This window comes from Candidatus Mycobacterium wuenschmannii, from assembly GCF_030252325.1.
Lineage (GTDB): Bacteria > Actinomycetota > Actinomycetes > Mycobacteriales > Mycobacteriaceae > Mycobacterium > Mycobacterium wuenschmannii.
Window position 1 is genome coordinate 4504664 of record NZ_CP126981.1, and the last position, 21784, is coordinate 4526447.

8 protein-coding genes are annotated in these 21784 nt (G+C 59.5%); 2 read left to right on the forward strand and 6 right to left on the reverse strand.

What is annotated here, in order from left to right; translation table 11 throughout:
* The first annotated feature begins 36 nt into the window (after positions 1-36).
* Together PT015_RS21745 and PT015_RS21750 are read left to right on the forward strand one after the other, a co-directional pair.
* On the forward strand, positions 37-417 hold the full coding sequence (locus tag PT015_RS21745) for a hypothetical protein (protein ID WP_285187148.1): 381 nt from the start codon (positions 37-39) through the stop codon (positions 415-417).
* Positions 381-905 carry a hypothetical protein gene (locus tag PT015_RS21750; RefSeq protein ID WP_285187149.1) on the forward strand — a complete coding sequence of 175 codons (525 nt, stop codon included), beginning with the start codon at positions 381-383 and terminating at the stop codon, positions 903-905. The genes PT015_RS21745 and PT015_RS21750 overlap by 37 nt, the downstream gene beginning before the upstream one ends.
* On the opposite strand, the gene PT015_RS21755 is transcribed toward PT015_RS21750, so the two are convergent.
* Genes PT015_RS21755 through PT015_RS21780 form a run of 6 tightly spaced genes read right to left on the reverse strand, consistent with a single transcriptional unit; the run spans position 892 to position 21782 of the window.
* Complete coding sequence (locus tag PT015_RS21755; RefSeq protein WP_285187150.1) at positions 892-3060, reverse strand: 3'-5' exonuclease; 2169 nt, start codon at positions 3058-3060, stop codon at positions 892-894. The two genes, PT015_RS21750 and PT015_RS21755, sit on opposite strands and share 14 nt — an antisense overlap.
* Positions 3057-9311 (reverse strand): DEAD/DEAH box helicase, encoded by a 6255-nt coding sequence (locus tag PT015_RS21760; RefSeq protein ID WP_285187151.1) that lies wholly within the window; start codon positions 9309-9311, stop codon positions 3057-3059. Before PT015_RS21760 ends, PT015_RS21755 begins: the two co-directional genes overlap by 4 nt.
* Positions 9308-14008 carry an Eco57I restriction-modification methylase domain-containing protein gene (locus PT015_RS21765; protein ID WP_285187152.1) on the reverse strand — a complete coding sequence of 1567 codons (4701 nt, stop codon included), beginning with the start codon at positions 14006-14008 and terminating at the stop codon, positions 9308-9310. Before PT015_RS21765 ends, PT015_RS21760 begins: the two co-directional genes overlap by 4 nt.
* On the reverse strand, positions 14005-16797 hold the full coding sequence (locus PT015_RS21770; RefSeq protein WP_285187153.1) for a DEAD/DEAH box helicase: 2793 nt from the start codon (positions 16795-16797) through the stop codon (positions 14005-14007). The genes PT015_RS21765 and PT015_RS21770 overlap by 4 nt, the downstream gene beginning before the upstream one ends.
* A 33-nt stretch (positions 16798-16830) precedes the next feature.
* A complete protein-coding gene (drmB, locus tag PT015_RS21775; protein WP_285187154.1) occupies positions 16831-18567 on the reverse strand; it encodes a DUF1998 domain-containing protein in 1737 nt (578 codons plus the stop codon).
* Complete coding sequence (locus PT015_RS21780; RefSeq protein ID WP_285187155.1) at positions 18564-21782, reverse strand: helicase-related protein; 3219 nt, start codon at positions 21780-21782, stop codon at positions 18564-18566. Before PT015_RS21780 ends, drmB begins: the two co-directional genes overlap by 4 nt.
* Between the last annotated feature and the right edge of the window lie 2 nt (positions 21783-21784).

The following is a 21784-nucleotide window of genomic DNA, read 5'->3' on the forward strand; positions in this document are numbered from 1 at the left end:
CCCATCCTTATTTGTGACCCGAATGGATTAGGGCCCATGCCACTCGTACTCACCCAGAACGAAGTAAGCGTCTCCGATATTGACTATGCCGATGTGTTGGGCATGGTGTACGAGTATCCGTCCCGCTATCGGACGCTGATACAGCCGGGTGAGCGATTCGTCTATTACCGTGGCCGGCGTCGCGCTAATGGTTCATCACAGACGCCGTCGTATCTCGGCTGCGGAACGGTTGGGGAGATCGCCGAATTCGGTGAACGGTTCCGCTGCACGATTGAGGACTTCGAAGAGTTCAAGAAGCCCGTACATTTCAAAGAGGGCAGCCGGTACCGGGAACAGAGGCCAACCAACGCAAGGCAATTGGCTTCTACTTCCAGGTCGGAGTGCGACCGATCGATCAGCATGCGTTCGACAAAATAATCGAGGCGGGCATTGGGCGGCCGGCAACGAAACGGGTTGCGGCGCTTAAGCGAACCCAAAGAGTTGTCTCATCGAGGTCGAAAGCCGAAGTCGGAGGGACATCGCATGAAGTAGCGCTGGATCTTGCTACCGCGGAAGCCAAAGCCGAGTGGCCCTCTGCCAAGATCTTCCGTGCGCCCACGGGTCAGCACTTCTCGTTGATCGTTCGCCAGCCTAACAGCGAAAATCACCACATTACAGTCAAATTCACAGAAGAGCTTGAGCCGCTGGTCCGTCTTTCGGATGGCGAGATCGCCTATGCGAAAGCTCACGCTGCCGCGTACTCACTCTGGGTCTTCTACGCTTTGGATCCGGGCGCCGGTACCGCCATGTTGATCAAGCGCAAGGGTCGGATTACTGATGACGACATCGACCTTCGCTCCGCGGTGCACGGCGGCAGGCTCAAGAACACCACGCGCGGCAAGAAGGTTGGCCCTACGTCCGGTTGAGAAGCGGTGAAAGCTCACCTGTCCAGAACAATGCCAGCCTCTCGCGCGCTCTCGAGCCCGCCACGTAGAGGACGCGCAACAGCCTTTTTTCCTCTTGATCTTTTTCATCGCCGTGCTTCTGCTGGACGAAGTGAGGCGGAAAGGACTTAGAGCCCAACCGGGCCATTGCGACGCCGCGGTACTCCAGGCCTTTGGCCCGGTGCATCGTCATGACGCGCACGACGTCGCCGAGCCTCTCCTCCTTGGTGCTCTCGTTGACCACCCCGGTATCAATGCCAGCGGCTTCGAGCGACTCGCAGATCTCGCGTACGTCGTTGCGTTCATAGGTGAACACCGCGATGTCAGACCGCGAATATCCATCAAGAACCCATTGCTCGATCTTGCTGACGATTCCTTTGTCCTCGTCCGACTTCGACTTAAAGCCAAACGATTCCGGCTCTGGTCCGTGGAACACTGAGCGAGCGCCGGCAAGAGTGTCCGACGATGTATCGAGGTCGTCGGCGTCGGCATCGGCAATCTGCAAGCACCACCGGAGGATCTCTCGACTCGTCCGATAGTTCACCGTCAGCCGGCGGGCGCGGCCACGGGTCTCGATACCAAAACGCGATAGAGGTGCGGCCTTGCCGTAGATCCGTTGATGAGCATCCCCGACGATGAAGAGATCGTCGGTGCCGGCAGGCACAAGCGCTCGCAACAGCTTCCAGTGAGCAGGGTGCAAGTCTTGTGCTTCATCAATTACTGCGTGCAGATATCCGAACTGGTCTCGCAATCCGGGATCGGATTCGAGCACCATGGCCGCGCGGGACGCCAGCTCGGTGAAGGTGGTCTGGCCTTGTGCACGCATCAGCAGTTGGAATTGTTCGATGGCGAGCCACACATCAGCGCGCTGAGGACGACTCAGGCGCTGCGACCGACCGCTGCGTGCAATCCGAAGGTACGCAGCCTCATCGACGATTCCGTTGCCGAGCACGACTTGCGACCATTCGTCGCCCAAGAATCCTGGATCCCAATCCCCTTTCGCCGCCTGTGCAGCAGTGCGCCAGAGGGGCTCCAGCTGGTAGTCGGGAATGACTTTCGAAGAGTTCACAAACTTCCTGCCGGCGTCGGTCGCTGCGACAACGGTTCGAGCCAACGAGTCCAGGTTGACGACGTAAACGCGGTCGGTGACAGATGGGCCGGCAAGCTGGATCAGCTGGCCCTCGATCGTCTGCGCAAGGTTGCGAGTGAAAGTGGTGAATAGGACCTTTACCTTGGCATCCGCGCCGGACTCGTCAAGACGCCTCCCGAGAAACCGGGCACGGTGAATGGCGGTGACGGTCTTGCCAGTACCGGCGCCCCCCGTAACGCGGAAAGGCCCGTTCCATCCTTCATGGGTAGCGAGCTTGCGCTGCAGTGGATGGAGCCAGACTCGCCACTTTGCGAACTCGCCCTCCAGGACGGCCTGCAATTCTTCCTCGTTATCTCCTTCAACAGCAGTGAAACTCAGCCGTGACAAGGGACGCTTGAGCGCTGCCTCGAAGTCATCGACATCAATCGGGCCCGGGTCTTCGATGACGAGGTCGTTCCAGACATCCTGCGGATCCTTGCCGAATGCGAGGTCGAGGACGGCGTTGCCTTGAGAACCTGGCAACGCTTCCACGAGCTTCTGCAGGGCGTCTTCTGTGGTGATCTGTTTCAGCTCCGCCGCGACGTCGGGCGCCACGCCGAATCGCTCAAGGTCGGCCTGGCTTACCGTGGTGGGCATCAATGGTCGGGCGCCGCCACTGGAGTCGATACCTGCGCGCGCGTGATCCATGGCATGACCCAGGGCGATCGGGTCGTAAAGCTCAGCGGCGCCGGTCTTTTCGTTGACCTGTAGCGTTAGCGTCTCGGCAAACTTGTATGCGTCGTCGTGCTTCTTAACAGCAACGAGATACAACCGGCCACTGTCGTCATCCGAACCTGCATTTACGAGGACCGCGCGGTAATTGTCAGTTACCCGTGCGGTCCGAACATGTTTGCTGGCAGCGCCTTTCGGTTGCTTGAAGTCCAACCCGGTCGCTTCCGAGTCTTGTTGAAGCTTCATGATGAAGTTCAAGACCCGACTCTTGATGCTCCCATCGAGCTCGTCGTAAGAGTTCTGAAAAAGATCGTGAATCTCTACCTTTGTTTTCATCTGCTGCCTCCAACCAGCTCGGTCAACGTCGCCACAAGTGCCTCGACATCAAGCGCATTCGATGCATGGATAACCTTCCAATGCTCGCCAGCGAGCCACGCTTCCCGATCGGGCTCTTCGTCGACTACAACAGCTACTTTTGCTGCAGGCCAGGCAAGTTCGAGCTGCCAGACTGCGTTATCCGGACCGACTTCGATACCCGGCTCGGGTAATGCCGAGCCACGTTCGGCGAGTGCGGCGACCAGCGGAGCGAGACTCGTATCTGAATACTGGAGCACTTCGCCCCACTCGTTCGGAATGGCGAATGCGACATCAATCTTGCCGCTTCCCGCGACGCTCAGCGGAACGTGAACTCCCGCAAAGGCGTCTGCCGACTTCCTGGTCCAGATCTCAGCCATGCGCAGAGGCATCGACTCGCCGTGCCGTGGGACCGTGAGGAACTGAAGGATGTTGGACCATCGGAGCCAATCGCGCCATTGTTCGGAGTGTTTCGGTCCGCCGATTTCTGAATCTCGATCATCGAGTGCGACGAGAACCCCTGTGGTTGGCTCGAAGTCGGCAGGATCGGCGCAGATAAACAGCGGGAGACCGCTCCGCCCAACACGGGGCACAACAACCAGGGGGCCGTTCGGCTCGGACTCCGGCAGAGCTCCGGCCAGGGCCCCCTGAAGAACCTTTGGCAGAGCCGAAGCGTTCGTGAGTATGGGCGGCTGGGTGCCGTGCTTTCCGGGCGGGTTGACCATGCCGATAACGGTTGCGAACGACCCGCGCGCCCACAGCTCCGAATCAGGGTCGGCGAGGTATTCGATCAGCATGTCAATCGGGTTCTGCCACAACGTTTTCAAGCGCTTATCCTGAACGGATTCGGTAGCCGAGTTCTGCACCTGCTGATGAACCAGGTCGGGTATCGCATCCTTCACCTTGTCGGAGGCGAATGCTTGGACGTCCTGCCAGGTGATGGACCAGACGCGCTTTCCGTCTCTTCGTAGCGCATCGCGCTTGATCGCGTCATCGTGCGTGATGTTGTTTTCGGAGCTTGCGTGAAACTTCTGCCCGTCGAGATAGACGGCGACGTCGAGATCCTGTGCGTCACTGCGCGTCAGCAGGAAGTCGGGCTCCGTCCACACCGACGCTTTCACTTGCACCAGTGGCCTCATCCGCCAGCGTCGGACGTCGCCGTCGGGCCCGACGAGTCGCAGGTCAAGCTCTTCGCCTGTCGATCCGTTCGCGGTCTCGAATGAGCACCCCGGCCGATTCGAGACGTGCTGCTTGAGCGCTTCCCGGAACTGCAACTCAAGCTCGCTGAGTTGCACCGGGGCGATGTCGATGCCGGTGACCGTCGGCACCTCCTCGACGTCCCAGTCATCGAGGAACATGTCCAGCAGCTTCAACGCCGATTCTCTCGATGCAAAGGACATCTCGCGCGCCGACAGGACACCGTAGAGGCAGCGGTGACAGGCGGCCGTTGACTCTGTCCGGCAGGGACATTCGCGCAGTGCGGTGCGGGCCAATTCGAGGATCGCCTTCATGCGGTCCGGCTCGCCGAACCGGTCGAGATAGCCCGTGCCACCGGGAACGGTGTCGTGCAATACCAGGAATCGACGTGTGGCAGAACCGTCGCTCATGCTCGACGCGAGAACGTTGAGGTGTTGGGGATCCCCGCCGAAGTCCCGTCGCAATCCCAGCAGCAGTGCGCCCTTGAACGACGTTTGAGTCGTCTCGTAGTGCAGCATCGACACCGGTAGCAGGAGTCGAACGGCTTGGGTACGGAGCTCGTGCGACAGGAGGAGGTTCTCCCACTGCTCGGGTGCACCGCGACGAGTAGCACAAAAGCCGCGGTGCCGTACCTCGGCGGTATCGTTTGCACGCCGAGCGACGACACCGCACAGCGCACAGGTCGTGAACCCGCCGGCGGCAACGGTCTCCCCTGCGATTTCGACCTGGTTTCCGAGGGTGTCGCCAAGGCCGAGGTTGAGGGTTCGGATGTTCGCCGATCTCGCGTACTCGGCACCGAACACTCGATCCTTCAACCGCCAGGCCTTCGTGATGTCGATCGGTGCGACATCGACCCCGCTCACCGTGCTGAAGAAGGTGCGCGTGCGGTCGTCGGATTCGTCGTCGATCAGCACGTCGTCGAGCCGGTGAACCGCCGACACCTTCTGCAGGATCAAAACCTTATGGATCGCGCCGGAGTCAGTTACTGCGGGATTGTGGCATCTCGGGCACGACGACAAAGCCGCCACTACGTCCGTGCTTCCCCAACCGCAGGACGGGCAGAGTCGCGTCAGCCTCCAGGTTGGTTGGGAAGCCGGCCCCACGTCCACGGCATCGATCTCGACCCGCTTGCCACCTGCATAGAAGAATGCACCCGGGGCAAGTTCGGTGAGTGCGACGCTGCTGCTGCGCTGATACGTGAGATCGAGTGCCTGAGGTTCAGGGGACTTGCCTTCGTTGGCGATCCACCAGAGGTGGACATCAAGGGTCGTCGAATCGTCGAGCAAGTTGTAGTTAGGTAGCAGTCCAACTCCACCTAGCCCAGTGAGGGTCTCTTGCTTTCCACGTTCATACAGCTGGTCCGCGAGGGCGCGTGACTCACCACTGCATCGTTTGCGGTCCTCGACCTGCTTGTCGTCCAGGTGACCGTGCCTGTCCAGATCCGCGATGACCTTGGCGAGTTCACCTAACCTGCTGCGTATTTCGTCGCCCTCGGTTTGCCACTTTAGAGCGGCGCGTGCGGCGTCGTCGCGTAGGCCTTCGGCGGCGTACGTATGTATGTTCTGCTGCGCGTCGGCGCCCAGCTGGCTACCAAACAAGTCGAGGAATCTGGATGCTAGGTTCTCGGCATCCGCGGTCGCGGCATCGACGATTGCGCGCAACCACTTGCCGTCGTCCATGCCGTGATCTAGAGCGGCGTCAAGTTTGGACGGCATCGGTTGAGCAGTTGAGATCGTTCCGGCGGCCAGTCGGTCGAGGCAGAACGCGAAGTACTGCCGATGGAGCAGCTCAGTCGCGTTCAGGTAGGCGCCGGGAGGTATGACTTCACCGGCGATCAGGTGGGTGGGCTGCGCGAAGTAGTAGAGATCCCGCGGACTACTGGAGACCGCGGCGAAGATAAAGGCGTTGCCCGTGCTCCGGCCAGCACGACCAACGCGCTGAAGGTAGTTGGCGGTTGAGCGTGGCAACGAAGCGAGTGCGACGGTGCTGAGATCGCCGATGTCGATGCCCAACTCCAGCGTTGGTGTGCACGCCAGGATGTTGGGGTCGACAGGCGAACGGCTCGACTTGAAACGGGCCTCGATCTCTTCGCGTTCTTCTCGGTCCAGCAGCCCCGTGTGCTCCTGACTCACGATGCGCCGAATTCGGTGGCTTTGATACATCGTGCGATAGAAGTTGGTCGCATCGAGTTCGACTCGTTCGAGATGACCGGGGCATCTCATTCGCGGGCAGACTGCGCCGTCCCACAGGTACGCGCGAGATGCCGCGGCTGGCTGGAGGTGATGGCATACAGGGCATTGGAGGCGAACGATGTCGTTCGGGTCGATGATGACCTTGTCTGCGGCCAGACCGTAGACCTTTGAGCCTTTTTCGCCGGTGCGCTGCTCGAGTGGCATACCAGTACCAGCTAGCAGTCCGACGACATCGACCAGCAACGCTCTCGCTTCGGCGTTGGTGACTTGAAGGCAACGCTTCGTCCAGTCGGTGAGCCAGGATTCACCCCTGGGGTTCAACGACTGGAAGTCGGACTTGCCCACCGCGCCTGTGGTGTAGAAGGACGGAGCAGGACGCCCAAAGGGGAACTGCGGCATACCCTCGGCGGCCCGCCCCCAGATGGACCATCGGTTGCCTTCTTCTCGGACGTAGGTCCGCAGCCAGTTGTGATGGATCCCGCCGTTGATACGCAGATGTTCAAGGACACCGAAAATCCAAGTGGGGTAGTCGATCACGTCGAGCGCCGACTCAAGGCTGAGCTGCGGCATGATCTGGTGGGCTTCCTGTGCGCTCTGCGCAACCGCGTCCAAATCGACGTCGATATCTACAACCACAGCGCCGGTGAGTTCTAGCGTCCGGCCGATGCGTGAGTTGAGACCCACTTCGAGTTGAGCTTGGAATGCGATACGACTACTCAGGATGCTTCGTAGGTGTCCGTTGGCGTCGTCTGCCAGCCATTCGCCGTCGAGCCCCATTCGTCGTGTGAAATCGGGAGGTGTGATCGGGTAGATGTCATTGACGGGTGTGTTCGCGAGCAGCCGGCGGGCGGTCTCCGACAGTGTCGTGCGCTCGCCGCTCGTGGCGCCGAGCATCTTCGATCGGAAGTTGAACTGAAATGCTCTGCCCTCGATGAAGGACGCCCGGTGAGCGGCGTCCTGAACGGAGTCAGTGAAGACAAGAGTCTTCTTCTCTGAGTCGGCCAGGAGAGTAGAACCGAATTCGCTTGTGAGACCGACACTCACAAGTGTGGCTAAGCTCGATCCCATGAAGCGGATGGCGTTGCGGGCTCCGCACGACGGACAAACTTGATCAGCTGCTTGATCTTCATCCGGTGTCACGTGGACCGGCACGGCCGACTCTTCGGGTGTAGGGATGAACTCGAGCGTCTCGGTATTGAGATACTTGACATTCGCTTCGCCGGCACTCGCGAGAAGAAGAACTTTCGTTTTGGACCTCGCAGAGGGCCGAGCGCTATTTCGCCAGACAGCGACTGCTTCACCTGCCAATGACTCGCCGAGTTCCGTTGTGCTCGCAACCCAACCCGAACGCCCACACACCCTGCAGTGAGCCGCCGGCAGATAGCTACTGAGATCCGCAGGGGCGTCATGCCACCACGCGAACTCCGGCGCGGAGCTGACTCGGCGGATCATTCGAGTCAGTTCTCTAACCCAAAGCTGCACCTGGACACTGATCATCGACCGCAAGTTGCCATGGCCATCATCGACTTTGGCCACTGATAGCAGCGCCAGGAACTTGAGAAGCGCCAGCTGTACCTCGGCTGGACGCGACGAGTTGTGCATACCCCAGGGAAGGACGCCGTCCTGGGCGATCTGAACGACGGCTTCCGCGGGTGTGAGCGGTCGATCTTTAAGGGCGTCGATGACAACACGTGTGAGAAAATGGGTCCGGAGAACGTCGCCGATGGCGACAGGGTCGCGGTAGTCGATGACGACGTTGGTGTCGGAGTCGGCGTGTGGCTCAAGTACTGCCCTCGCCAGAGCCTCCCACGATCCCGAAATCGATGCATCGGGTATCGCGGAGTCCAGGATCCTATCGACCGAGGGAATCTCCAACTCGTAGTTGACCTTCGGAACAACCTCGCCAGCAGCGAGCGCTGTCTCCACGATCAACGAATCTGGCTCGAACGCACATCCGAAGATAGTCTCTGCGAACTGGCGAAGTTCCTCGGATCGGCTTCCGCCACCCAGGGTTGCCGAAGTGGCGACTGGCGTGATACGGCCAAGCGGCCGCCCGGCTTCGGCGACCTGAAGTCGTGCGCCGAGCCGGCGGATAAGCATGGCGACGTCAGTCCCCTGGGCCCCGTCGTAGGTGTGGAACTCGTCCAGGACGAGATACTGCATTGTGGCAGTGGCGTTCTCCCAAAGTGGGTTGTCACCCTGACGAAGCAGCAAGAGGTCGAGCATCTTGTAGTTCGTGAGCAAGATGTCCGGCGGATTCTGTCTGAGGGTCTCGCGATGATCGACCAGCTGATACTTGTTGGCAACCTTGCGCTTGCCTTCTCCGCCGATGTAGACGCCGGCAGTGACCTCGCTCAACGCCGGGTCAGCGTGTAGATAACCTGCTAGGCGACGTGCCTGATCCGTGACCAGTGCGTTCATCGGATAGAGAACGATCGCCTTGATACCGCGCTCTCCACGCGCTGATGCACGGAGAGCATGATCGAGCAGCGGCACCAAGAACGACTCGGTCTTACCCGAGCCAGTACCCGTAGTGACAATCGTCGGCCGCGCAGCTCTCCGTAAAGTTGTGAGCCGGCCAAACGCCTCCGCCTGATGCTGGAAAGGTCTGAACCCCTGCGGCATCCACTCTAGTGGCGACTCCCATGAGTCAGCCACCGGCTTGTAGGGTGTTCGCACCTTCAGGAATGGCCCACGGAATACACCTGATTCCGGATCGCGCAGAAATTCTTCAAGGGCCGTACGAGAGGCGCCGTCGGCGAGCGCGAACGTCGTCGACAAGTACTCTATGGCCGCTGCGCGAGTCTCCTCGGCGAGCAGGGATGGGAAGGTTGGCTTGCTCACGCCTGAGCGAACCTTGTGTCGAACTCGGAATAGGCGTCTCGCATTTCCGCCGCCCTGTCTGCCTTGTAAAACCAGGGTTGATCATGGTTGTCGTCGGCCGCGAACGGCTTGTACCGGGTGAGTAGATCGCCGAAGTCGGCGTCACTCAAAAATGCCTGCAGCAGTTTATAGTCTTCCTTCGATTGGCCGACACCATACGCGTGGTGGTCTTTTGCGATCCTTCGCCCCTCGGAATCAAAGTACATTTCGAACTCGTAGCGACGTAGGACTGGAAATTGTGCGCGGTAGATAAGTAACAGCTGGTCGACTTTTAAGCCAAGCATTAGAGCAACAAGCGCGTCAATCTCAACTAAGGCAGATCTTCTCTCCAAATCGCTGCGAATCGCACTGCCAGATGTCCAGCGCCGTTCAGAAACTCCGAGACCGTCGGGGTGGCCCGGGAACGCGGCGGTCCACGAATCAGCCGCAAAGCGGTCGTCATACAGCATCTCCCACAGCGCAGCGTACTCATTGGTTAAGCAGTTCAGGCGCAATACCCGGAGCAAGAGCTGCAGACATGCGGGATTACTGAACAAGACAGGAAACCGCTCGATCATCTCGGCATTGACTTTTGTGGCGCCACTGACTTTTATGAGATAGTCGAACGGCAACGATGCCCAAAGGCCTGCAACAAGTGCAGTGTGCAATAGATTCTGGCCATCGTTCGTGTCTACGGGCCCAGACGGCGTCCCAGAATTCGTTGGCGATATTGCCAAAGAGTAAACAGTGTGGACATGCGCGGGTCCGGGGGGAATAATTGCGGCGTGAAGCGATCGCTCTAGGCCTGGCTGCGTCATGTTTCGCCACGCAACCCGCCAATAATCCGTCGCTGTCCGCCCGGCCCACCTCGGGAGGCGCGCCTCGTAGGTTGATACCTCACAAGCACGTTGGTAGTTGGTTCGCGGCATAAAAGAATTGGGGATTTCCTCCAGATTCAAGATCGCATAGTCTTGATTGTTTTTGCAGCCTTCATTCGGTTGACGTGCGTACGGGTTTGCAACGGAGAAATGTGGTCCCTGTAAAATAATGTCTCGTTGCATCTCTACAGTTCGGGTGTCCCATTCAATCGTTCCATCGCTTTTTGCCCCCTTTTCGTCCCAAAGGCGCGACCACCAAAAACCGACATCGGCCATCCGCGTAGGTTGGCTCGAGAACACTCTTAGAATCTCGATGTGCTCGTTGGTTATCGGCCGAAGTAGACGAGCTTGTCCAGCTGGCGTCCCTGGCGGATCAAATAGCTGAGCCCAATCTTTGAGAACCTCAAGATTAATAAGGGTCACTCGCGACGAATGTGGTCGTATGTCCCAGCCGCCCCACGCATACTGGATCCCGGGCGGCTCGTCTTCGAAGCCTCCAGGTTTTAGCGAACCATCGACAGTTGTTGGTGACTGAAGATATGACATCTGCAGGAACGATGGTGCCCTCGGATGTCCATATACATGAACACCGAAGACCGTCTTGTCATTGATCTCTTCGAATAGGAACATCCCATTCAGAAACTGCCAGTGGCGCCGCAGACGCGTGTAGGTTGCCGCGCGGAGCATTCCAGCTTTCGGATCAGTAAAGTGACCTTCCGGATGGATTAGGCCAATGACACCGGACGCCGAACAGTTGCGCCACGACCTGACCATGAAATTTGTGTAGAGATTGGTCTGAACGCCAAAAAGCAACCCGTAACTAATATGCGAACTCAGCGAAGCGACTGTGCCCGACCACTCGCTAACCTCGTCGAGGTACGCCGAGCTTGCTGTTGAAGCGCTCAGCACTGCCTGTCGTCTGGTATTGAAAATTTTCTCTGGAATTTTCTCCTGCAACAGGAAGAACGGATCAAACTCCGCCAATGCATCCGTGTCGCGCCAAGACGGTCTGACCCACGGAGGGTTACCAACCTGCAGATCGAAGCCGCCCGTGCTAAAGACGTCAGCAAAATCCAACTCCCAGTGGAAGAACCCTTGCCGATCGGCGATCGCAGAAGCGGCCCCCAGCCAATCTACGGCAGCTACTAGCTGCCACACAGGGCGCATACCCGCAAACTGGCGCTCTAGTTCGTCAATTTGCGAAAGCTGATCGAATCGCTCGACGGTCTCATGGAACATTCCCTGACCGACAGCACTTTTTGCTAGTCCGGCTGCTCCTAATAGGCCCTCCAGCGTCTCGATCCACTCGTCCAGTGTTGGCGGTTGCGGCACTTTCTCATCGCATGGCCAAAACCACAACGAGCACCACGCGTTCATTGCTAGACGTAGGCGCATATAAGGGCCCTCAGGATCTAGCAATTCGGACTCAACAGCTTCGCGCGTCACTGCTGCCTCTATGGGCCGAATATCGGCACCCCAAACCTGGATCTGGCGTGCAATCTCTCGTTCGCTTATCTCCATCCGGCGAAGGCTGAGCTCCCACAACCGCTCTACTCGACGCGCTAGAGCGCGAAGGCGTTCGATTTGCTTCGGGGTAGGTTTCTTGTTAACGGCGGCTCGCCACTTCTTTAGCGCAGCGGTGCGGTTGGGGGCGAGTTCATTCGCTTGACTCGCATCCGCCACAGAGCCCCAGCCATCGGCCGGCAAAAGGAAATGATGGATCTCGCCATCGCCGATCGCTCCATCAGACAGCTTGCGATCGGTGGGCGGGGTTTTGAGCCAGCTCTTCTTTGCCCGACCGAGAGCGGTGAAATCGTATGTTGCCCGCCGGGCACCGATGAGAGAGTTTCCGCGCCTCAAATGCAGACCAAACCAAGGTGCTCGCAGTCCGCGGTGCATCACATTTAGCCACAAACTCACTTCCGCCAGTTCAACCGCGGTCGAGTTGAGGTCGACGCCGTACGCGCGATGAAGAGCAATGTAGGCCTTCACCTTCTGAAGCTCTGCCGCATACTCCTCTGGGTCGATCCGGCGTCCCAACTCGTCCTGTCGGCGCGCCAAGTATTCCGCCGCTAGTTGGTTGATGGCTTCGTTGAGGAACGCACCGCTGCCGAGGGCTGGCTCGCAAATTCGGTATTCGAGAATTTCCTCGGCCCGGGTATCATCGCTAATTAGTTCTGCGAGCGCATGTTTGACGACCGTTTTGGTGAGAACTTCTGGCGTGTAATACGAGGCACTGCGTTGGCGATCGCGGCCACTGAGACGGAAGACAAAGCTGCCCTTCGGGTGTCGAACAATGTCCTTACGTCCGGTAAGTCGGTCCTCGCGCCAAACCAGATCCTTCTCGTCGTACTCCCCAGACTTGATCGATGGCACCAACCACGATCCTTTGTCGGCGTTGCCGTCCTTCGCAACTTCCACCGTGTCGTCCTGCGCAATAAGCCCCGAGTACGACATCAGGCCTTCGTATACCGCTCCAAGCTGGTTGATACCCAGTTGCGCGTACGAGATGTAGCCACGTTGCCGGTTCTTGTTCTTCGATGGCTTCGACAGCAGCAGCAGCGTGAGCACGTCTTGCAGTACGCGGTTGCTGAGCGTCGCTTCGTCGATCAGCGGCGTCCGGTCTCTGTCGAACAGGTCGGACCGCAGTGGTTCGAAGACGAGCCCGTCGCCGTCTGGATGTTCGAAATTGTGCCCCTCGTTGACAAGCCTGAAGAGCAGGTTGAGCGAGTCGTGTAAATGATGCCCACTAGCTGATGCGCCAGTGAGCGGCACCTGAATGATCTCGCGAAGTCGATCCAGGCCGTAGCCAGACCCGTACTCGGGCGCGCCTACAGGAAGGATTCCGAGCTCGGGTCTGGCTTCGGCGAAGAGCAAGAAGAGGATTCGGTAGAGAAATCTTAGCGATTGGGTGGTCAGATCGCGGGGAAGCTCTGGGATACCTTCTACGGGTTGATCATTCGCCCTCCGCTGATCCAAGACTTCATTTGCGATCTTCTCGATCGAGATGCGAAGTCCTTCACGTAAATCTTCGCTCACACCTACGGCGTGCTTCTCGGAGTCCTCGGTGAAGGTGTCAAGTGTCGTCTTGCCGTCGTCGTTGGGCAGCAAGACATCAGCCGACCATAGGCCAGCATGAAAAGCGAGTTCGCCGGCGGTTTTGTCGTCCCTGCGATCCAGCGCGGTGGAGATATCAAACGCGAGGTATCGCCCTTCCGACCACCGCGCGGCGTCAGTAACCAAAACGGCCGAGCCCGCGACGACCAACAGATACCGCGGTGGGTCGTCGCTCACGAACAGCTGTGTGATTGCCTTCGACACCGCCGTCAGCGTCTCCGTCTTGTCGGCCGTGACGTTAAGGGTGATGGGAACCAGGAGGTGCGCGTCGTCACCGAGCATTGCGTCGACGGATTCGACGGGCACTGCTTGCAGAATGTGAAGAGCATCGTCCGACGTCGTGCTCGAGAATCGTCCAAGCAGAGGAACGTTGATCGGCGTCTCAGCCTGGCCAGTCTCGAGAGTTACCGGGGTCGCATCGAAACCGACTGCGCGCAAGAGTATCTGGTGCGTTTGCGTGACGAGTCCTACGAACTCCTGATCCGAACGGTCGGGCAAGGATGCAAGCGCGGTCAGATACGAACCGTTCAACGTCGCCAGTCCGCGAACCGGCGTCTCTTTGCCCTTGCCAGCGAGTTCCTTCCACGTCGCGGACAGTTCTTTCAGCTTGGCCGGGAATACTTCGGCAAGCCAGTGCTCAGAGAGATAGTCGTTGACATTCGCAATCGAATCGAACAAGGTCATGCACCCCCTCTTGGAACAATGACCGCAATGACGCGCACGAAGGGGTCTCCTGCGGCGGCCTGGGCATCGATCAAAGCCAGTGATTGATCCGTCGTCTCTGTCACGGTGAGCTTCGATCCGGTTCGTCGTTTTGGGTCGTCCACGATGCTGAGCGCAGCTTGCTCCCAGGTCGTGAGGCTTTGCCGGTAGCTGTCAACCCGTCGAATCAAGTCCGCTTCGATGTCGTCTCGTTTGTCTCGGAGGTGCTCGGTGGCGGCATCGACAGCTACCGCGACGTGGTACTGCGCGTCGGCGAAGTCGCTTGTATCGAGGCCTGGGTTGACGGCACCTTCGGTGATACCTGCTGCGTCGAGCGCTTCGTCGAAGTCACCGATGTCCGGGCGGTCCGGAAGTCCGCGGATGGCACCCCAGTGAGCGATCGCCGGCTTGCCGAGTTCATTCGCCCACACAGCCTGTGTCAGGTAGACGGGCGAGTCAACGTCACCGCTCAGCACGGGAATTGCGATGCGTCCGAAGCGCGCTACGGCGCGCTCGGCGGCCCAATCGAGCACGGGGTGAATCGGCGCAAGGAAATGAACGTCGGGCCAGGGCCTGGCTTCCAACGCCTGCGCCCAATCTAGTCTGGACTGTGCGTATTTCGCGCTGCCGGTGAGTCTGAGCCGCTTGTCAATGTCTTGTTCTGCGATGTAGTCGCTCGGAAGGTCTCGGAATCGGGTGATCAAGTCCGGCGGCGGCGCAAAGGCGATTAAGTCCGTGTCCGTTTCACGGTAGACGTCGAGCTTTTGCTCGCCGATCTCGCCCGCGACATCAGCCAATTCGTCGATGAGGAAGTTGTCATCGTCGTCGAACAACGAGTGTTCGTAGGCGGTTTCGGGTGTCGCATCCGCTTCATGCTGACCGCCCACCGCCATGATGGCGGCGAACGGGTTGATGGCCTTCGGGGTCGGTTCGGGTACGACGTCATCGATGTCCTTACCGTCACGGATGGCCTTCAACACCGCCAGCTCTTCGAGTTCAGCGTCGTGAAGGTCGAGCAGGACGCCGGCGTCGCCGAGAGCGCGGTTGGCTTCGTATTCCTTCTTGAGCAGTTTGGTGACGACCTTCAGGTCGCTGGTGACGTCGTCCTCACCAGCGAGCGCAAGCGCGCTGATCTCGGGTGCGTGCAGTTGTCCATACCTGTCAATGCGGCCGTTGCGTTGTTGGATCCGAATGAAGGACCACGGAAGGTCGTAGTGGACGAGTTGGTGGCACTCATGGTGAAGATTGAGGCCTTCGGAAGCCATGTCGGACGCCAGCAGGACGCGGATTGCGGAGGAGGCTTGACCGAAGCCGTTCACGACGTCTTGGACCGTGTCGTCGGGAAGCGTCGCATAAAGAGTGCGGACGGAAGCTGCCGGCAGTTTCAGCCGTCGGGGTAGCTCTTGCTGGAGCCAGGTCAGTGTGTCAATGCGCTCAGAAAAGACCACGACTCTCGTCGGTGAATCCTTGGATATCCCAATGTTCTTCAAGTGCTCGACTAATGTCAGCAGCTTCGACGGCGTACTCGCGTCCGCGGTTTCGGCGAGATGGTCGAGCCGTTGAAGTGCCTTCGTCTCCGTTCCCGATGTCTCGCCGATGGTCGCGAGCCGGCGACTGATGCTCGAACGCACTGCTTTTGGCGAGGACAAAAACGCTTTGAAGAGCGTCCACGGGAAAAGCTGCCGACCCTGCCCTGTCACTACGGATGCACCCTTCGGATGCAGCCAGGTGTCTTCGAGCTCGCGGAGTACTTCGGCCTCGGCTGGCGTCGGCACGACTTCGATGACCTTCGGTTGATGGCGCTCTTTCCACTTGTGGGCGACATCAATCTTCACGTCAGGAGAGTTCCGGTGGCGGCGCACGTACAGATGCTCGATGTCCTTGGCTGAATAGTCCGTGCGGTCGACGATGGCGGTCGGGTCGAGTAGATGTACTAACTCGGCGAACGACTCTGGCTTTCCATTGTGCGGCGTCGCGCTCGCAAGGATCAACGCATCTGTCTGTGCTGCAAGGAGTTTGGCAAGCTCATTGTTCTGGGTTCCACGGTTGATCAGATTGTGGCACTCGTCGATGACGACCGCGTCCCACTTCTGGCTCTTCAGGTGATGCTTATACCGAGCGGGATTTTTCAGCGTGTCGATCGAGACAATGACCCGTTTGTAGTAGCTGAAAGGATTGCGCGAACTCGGCAGAGTCTGGCGGACCTTTTGAATGCCACTGGAGTCGAGGCGGATGAGGGGGATCGCGAAGCGCGTCCACAATTCGCGCTGGAATTGCTCGAGAACCGCACGCGGCGTAACGACGAGAATGCGTTCCCCGCGGCCGCGGCGGATCAACTCGGACAACAGGATTCCGATTTCCAGAGTCTTACCCAGACCCACTGCGTCGCCGATCAAGATGCGTGGCCTGAGATTCTGCAACGCTTGAGACGCGGGCCGCAATTGATAGTCCATGCGGTCGAGCAAGCCGCGATGTCCAACGGTGATCCGAGTCTCGCTCGACGGCACCGGACTTCCACGTCGAATCGACTCCAGCCATAGCCGCGAGCTTCGGAAGCCGGCGGAATCGTCGGCGACGAGCTTGCCCTCTCGGGGATCTAGCCGATCGATCTTGTCGAGCGAGCCAAAGAACACGGCGTCCTGATCGCGGACTAGGGGAGTGACACCGGTGACCTCGACACGAACACCATCGTGCTCAGTGTTGCGGACGGCGCGAACGAGCCACTCCTCGTCGCGGACGACGATGCGCTCGCCAGCTGCTACTTCAGCCATCTGACAATGCTTTCCGATCGCGAGGCATTGTTGTCATCCGCCCGCCGGCACGAAGAGTTCGTGAAATAGCCCTTGGTCCTCGTCGCCCGCGTCGTGGGTACCGAATAGCAGCGCGCGGTCGAGGTATGAATTGTTCATCTCGCACGACGTCTCGGGGGCAAGCACGCACGCATGGCATGCTGCGAGGTTGAGTCCATCCGACCCCGCGCCAGTCGACTCGATGCACACCGGATCCGAAGAGCACCAGGACAATCGCTGCAGCCCCTCGGTGAGAGCAGCCCGCAGATGTTCGCTCTCCGCCATTGCAGCGACACCGCCCAAACTGCCGGCGGAGTCCGAGCTCGCGGTGTAGACCAGGAGCCCCGCAACCTTATCGTCGACGAAGAGCCGCTCGCGAAGTGCCGCTGCCGGATAGCCAGCGTCAAGGGAGAGCTGGTCGATGATGACGTGTGCGAGCGTGTGAATGGCCACCTTGATGATGTCCACCTTTGCCGGTTCCCGGCCATACTCAGCTGCAGCGCGATCAGCGGCTTTCTGCAGGACTCGTTGCCGCTTCTTTGCGAAATCTCGGGCTGCCCACTCATCGAGCGCAGGCTTTCGGAATGCGAGGAAAATGCCCTCACCGATCACCTGGATCGCCGGGAGCCAATACATGTGAGTTGGTGCCAGCGGACAGAGCTTTTGAACGGGGCCCGACGGGTCAGGCGCACCGTCCAACCGCGTAAACCCTTGCAGCGCTCGAACTTCGCGAAGTCGCGTCACCTTCCGAACCTCGGTGATCAGCGACTCAAACCCATCGGGCACGTCTCTGCTTAGGCACACGAAATCAGAGTCCAAGCCCTCCTCTTGCCTCCCCTCGACGAGCGCCTTGTACTCGTCGGCGCGAAGTTTGGCCTCGGTGACTTCTTCGTCGTTCTGCTCTTCGCCATGTCGCCGATCGATCTCCTGCTTGATCTGTTCCGCGCGGTACTTTCCCTTCGATTGCTTTGAAAACCCTTCCAGCACAGGGGGCGTTGCAGCTTCGGGGATACCTAAAACATCCCAGTGCTTGTCGACGAACTTCGCTAAAGCATCGGAGTAGGGCGGGATGGATATCGTCGAGCGGACTGCCGGAAACCATACATTCGACGCACCACGCTGAACCGCCCGCGGATAGAGATCGCAGTCTTCGTGCGTGTCGAGACCCAGCCAGGGACGCAGGCCACGGCATTTGCCGAATTCGACGAGCGACCCCGCCCCGATGGCGCCCTCGAGGCTTCGGTTGTCGACGCCGCATGTGCACGTGAGCGTGAGGTCGCCGAGCGACGATGTGCGCCCGAGAACGTTCAGTTTCATGTCGTGTTCGTCGCTTTTGATCTTGCTCTGCTGATCCTTATGGAGCCACGAATAGACCGGAAACTCGCTCACGTGTCCCCGGCTGCACGCCCCGATGAGCCGGAACGGACTCAGATCGACGCCGTCCACCTTGCAGACTGCGTTCTGCTTGTCTTTGGAAAGATCCGAGAGCGCACCGATGCGTCGGCACTTCGGACACACCTGCGTGTAGGGGTAGCGAATGACCGGTACGTCTCGCTTACCACCCGCCGGTGGCGCCATCAGGTCATTCACGCCAAGTGCACGCGCCAAACGTGGTTCTGGAATCCGCTCGGCGTTGGCTATGTCCCATTCGTGGAGGCCCGCGATCATGAAACTTGTTGCCTCCGAAGGAAACAGGCCACCTACCCCATATGTACTCAGCAGTTGGCTGCGACGAGCTTTCGCGGTGTTCACCGGGGAACCTTCCTCGCTGGGATTTGATAAAGCGTGCTCTCCGCATCGACATCACGCATGCTCTGGAGTGTGGGCCAGGGTGTCTCGCGGGTCGAATATTCGACCAGATCATGGGTCATAGCCACATCTGGCGGGACCAACAAAGAGTCCTCGTAATCGCTGCTGTTCTGGTAGCGCATCTCCGGATGGGAATCCGTGCCCTCGGTCCAGACCTTCATCAGCTCATCGAGCTGCTTGACGGTGTCGGCCGCGTCCTCCGGGTCTGCCACATCTTTTGCCCTCCGAGCCAAAAGATCCGCCATCAGGACGACAGTGTCGTACTCGTTGCTGATCTTGTGTGCGGCGCGCTCATCCGACATCTCGTCAACCAGTAGTCGAGTCAGGGAGACGAGCACACCGTGGAGGGCTCGGTCGCGGGCACGCGCCGCGAAAGGCGTTGCGCTCGTCGCCTCCACGGCGCGGTAGAGCGCCTGATGGAAGGGTATGAAGTTCTCGTAGTGCGACCGATCGCGGGACCGTGCGGAGTTGAATATCGTCACGACGAGACCGGGGTGCTTGCGGCCTACGCGGCTGGTGGCCTGGATGTATTCGGCACTCGACTGCGGCTGGCCCATTACTGCCATTAACCCGAGCCGGTCGATGTCGACACCCACCGAGATCATGTTGGTCGCCAACACGACGTCATTGGCGTGGCCCGACGTTACGTCGTTCTCAAGGCTTTTCAGCGTGCGCGGGATGTCGGCGGAAGGCACGCGGCTGGTTAATTCGACCGGTGGTCTGATTTCGCGCGGAGACGACGCCTTCCGCCTAGCGACCAGTTGAAGGCGGTCCCGAACGTCGCCCTCGACTTGGAGATTGGCGCTGCCCAGGACGCGAAGGCTGTTGAAGTAACCCAGCAAGGTCCAATACGGGTCCCGTGTCTCGGGGGCGCCCGAGATATTGTGCGCCGCTTGGAGTAAGGCGGCATAAACCCTGACCATAAGGGTTGCATGGCTCGTCCCCGCCGCCATCACTCCGATGTACTCGCGCGTTCCGTATTCATCTCGCGGCGCCGGCTCCGCGAAGAAGGATTGGTCCGGGTCGACGCCGGGTGGTGGGAACTGCTCTGCATGTCGGTTGAAGACTGCCGAGATCTGTTTGTCTGCGCGACGAATGGTCGCTGTCGACGCGATGACCTTCGGCTTGCCGCGCGTGGGACCCTCGGGCCCGAGTTCAATGCCGCAGGCTGCGTCGATCGCGGTCTCGTAGAGACCGACCACCGACCCCAATGGTCCCGAGATCAGATGCAGCTCATCCTGGATGATCAGTGATGGCGGTGATCCGATACCGTCTCGCGCGAACAGCTTTCGTACATTCTCGCGCCAAGCCATCTGTGCGAACTTGTCAACGGTGCCTAGTATTAATTCGGGCCGGAACTGGTAGATGTCTTGGTCGACGACATAGGCAGGGAGGCCGTCGCGGAAGTCGCACTCGTGATTTCCGCATGCAATTTTCAAACGCTCGACAGGCGACTTCACGATTGAGTAATGCGTCTCGTTGAGAGTCTGCCCGCACCAGGGACATTGGGTCAGCTGGATCGGGTTTTTTTCTTGCAGTTCCTTGCCGTCAGCGATGGCGTTCAGGGACTTGTTTGCCTCGGGCAAAGTGTTCGGTGTCGCGGCTTGACCAACCCACAGGCCGATGGAGAAGGCCCGATTGCCCAAGTCGTTCTCGCGCTTCCGAAGACGTTCGAGCGAGCACAGCAGCATCGTCGCGCGCTCGAATTGCTGAATTGTCAATAGGCGCAGGGTGTATCGCATGATGACCGCAACGCCCATCGCATCGGCGTCTTTCAGCCGGCGGTGAATTATTGAGAATGCGACCAGGCCGAGATAAGCCTCGGTCTTTCCGCCGCCGGTCGGAAACCACAAGAGGTCGGCAATATCTCGATCCTCGTGGTCAGCAATCGCCAGACCCGGGAGATTCAGCAGGATGTACGCGATTTGGAACGGGTACCAGAGCTGCTCGGCTCCATCAACCACAGCACCTTTAGATCCTCCACGAACCCAATCTTGGCGGGCGCGCTGCGTCTGCATGGCGGTGTTCGCCAAGCGGAACGCTCTACCGACGTCTGGATCGTTGACGACGAGGTTGATGCCGCGCTGTATGCGATCCGCTGCATTGATCGCTCTCGCAATGTGCGAGTCCGCGACCTTTCTCAGTCCCTCCTCGACATCCCCGTCTCCGTTATGGATCTGGTCGGTCAGCTTCCCGATCCAGTCCCGGTATTCGGTAACCAAGCCGCCAAGGTTCTCCGCAAGCGCCTCATCGGATGCTGCGCTGAGAGTGGACATCCGCAGATCGACCTTCGAGCTCGCGCCGCCGGGCCGAGCACGCGAAACTTCTTGCCTAGGAACAAAAGTAGTTGCGACTCGCTGTACCGTCGACGACTTCGAAGCTCGGTCCCACGTCGCGGCACACCCATGACCGACGGCGAACACGCGCGCGTTGCGATAGAGCAGTGCTGCGGAACGGAGGTCGTCGTCCGTCTCGCTGAGTACGCCGTAGGACGAGCGGTCCGCGATTGCTTGCTCGCCGGAGATGATTTCGAGCTTGACCTGAAACCACCCGTACGCGTCTCGGAGCTCACCTTTGGGAGGAGCTTGTGTGTTTCGCAGGGCGGCCGATACCGCGACCCTGCCGTTGCGTGGAGTTCGCGAATAGACGTACAGCTGTAAACCGGGTGCGAGGTCGACCTTCTTCACACCCGGCGTCGATACGTCCCAGTCGATGGGATCGATGAACTGCGGAACACGAAGCCACGAGTCCGGTTTAGCGATTTTTTGCCGCCACGACGGGCGCTCGGCGCGGGCACCGTCGCCACTTTCTTTGTCGGTAGACGGAATGTACCTAGCCGCTTCAGCGAGGATCTGTACGGACGTCGCTTTTGCGAGATCAACGGAGAAGGTGATTCCCATTGACGTCGGGTATCTCATCAAGGCCTGTGAAATGGGACTGTCCGCGACGCCGTCCTGTTCTGCCTCGCCGCTGTCAGGCTCGGACTCTGCTTCCTCCTGCAACCGATCATCGGCTGGCCAGAGGACACCTGCAATATAGCGATCCAGCGGGAGGTCGGTGATTATCTCGTCCGGGCCTTCAGCGGGGCCAACAAGGTCCTTGATCAACTCGTCGACGACGTCGTCTCGAAACGCGTATTGCTCTGTGATTTCAGCCATTT

What these genes read in the sequence shown, in the direction of transcription:
- PT015_RS21745 (WP_285187148.1), top strand. Translation starts at nt 37, where the DNA reads ATGCCACTCGTACTCACCCAGAACGAAGTAAGCGTCTCCGATATTGAC.
- PT015_RS21755 (WP_285187150.1), bottom strand. Translation starts at nt 3,060, where the DNA reads ATGAAAACAAAGGTAGAGATTCACGATCTTTTTCAGAACTCTTACGAC.
- PT015_RS21765 (WP_285187152.1), bottom strand. Translation starts at nt 14,008, where the DNA reads ATGACCTTGTTCGATTCGATTGCGAATGTCAACGACTATCTCTCTGAG.
- PT015_RS21770 (WP_285187153.1), bottom strand. Translation starts at nt 16,797, where the DNA reads ATGGCTGAAGTAGCAGCTGGCGAGCGCATCGTCGTCCGCGACGAGGAG.
- PT015_RS21780 (WP_285187155.1), bottom strand. Translation starts at nt 21,782, where the DNA reads ATGGCTGAAATCACAGAGCAATACGCGTTTCGAGACGACGTCGTCGAC.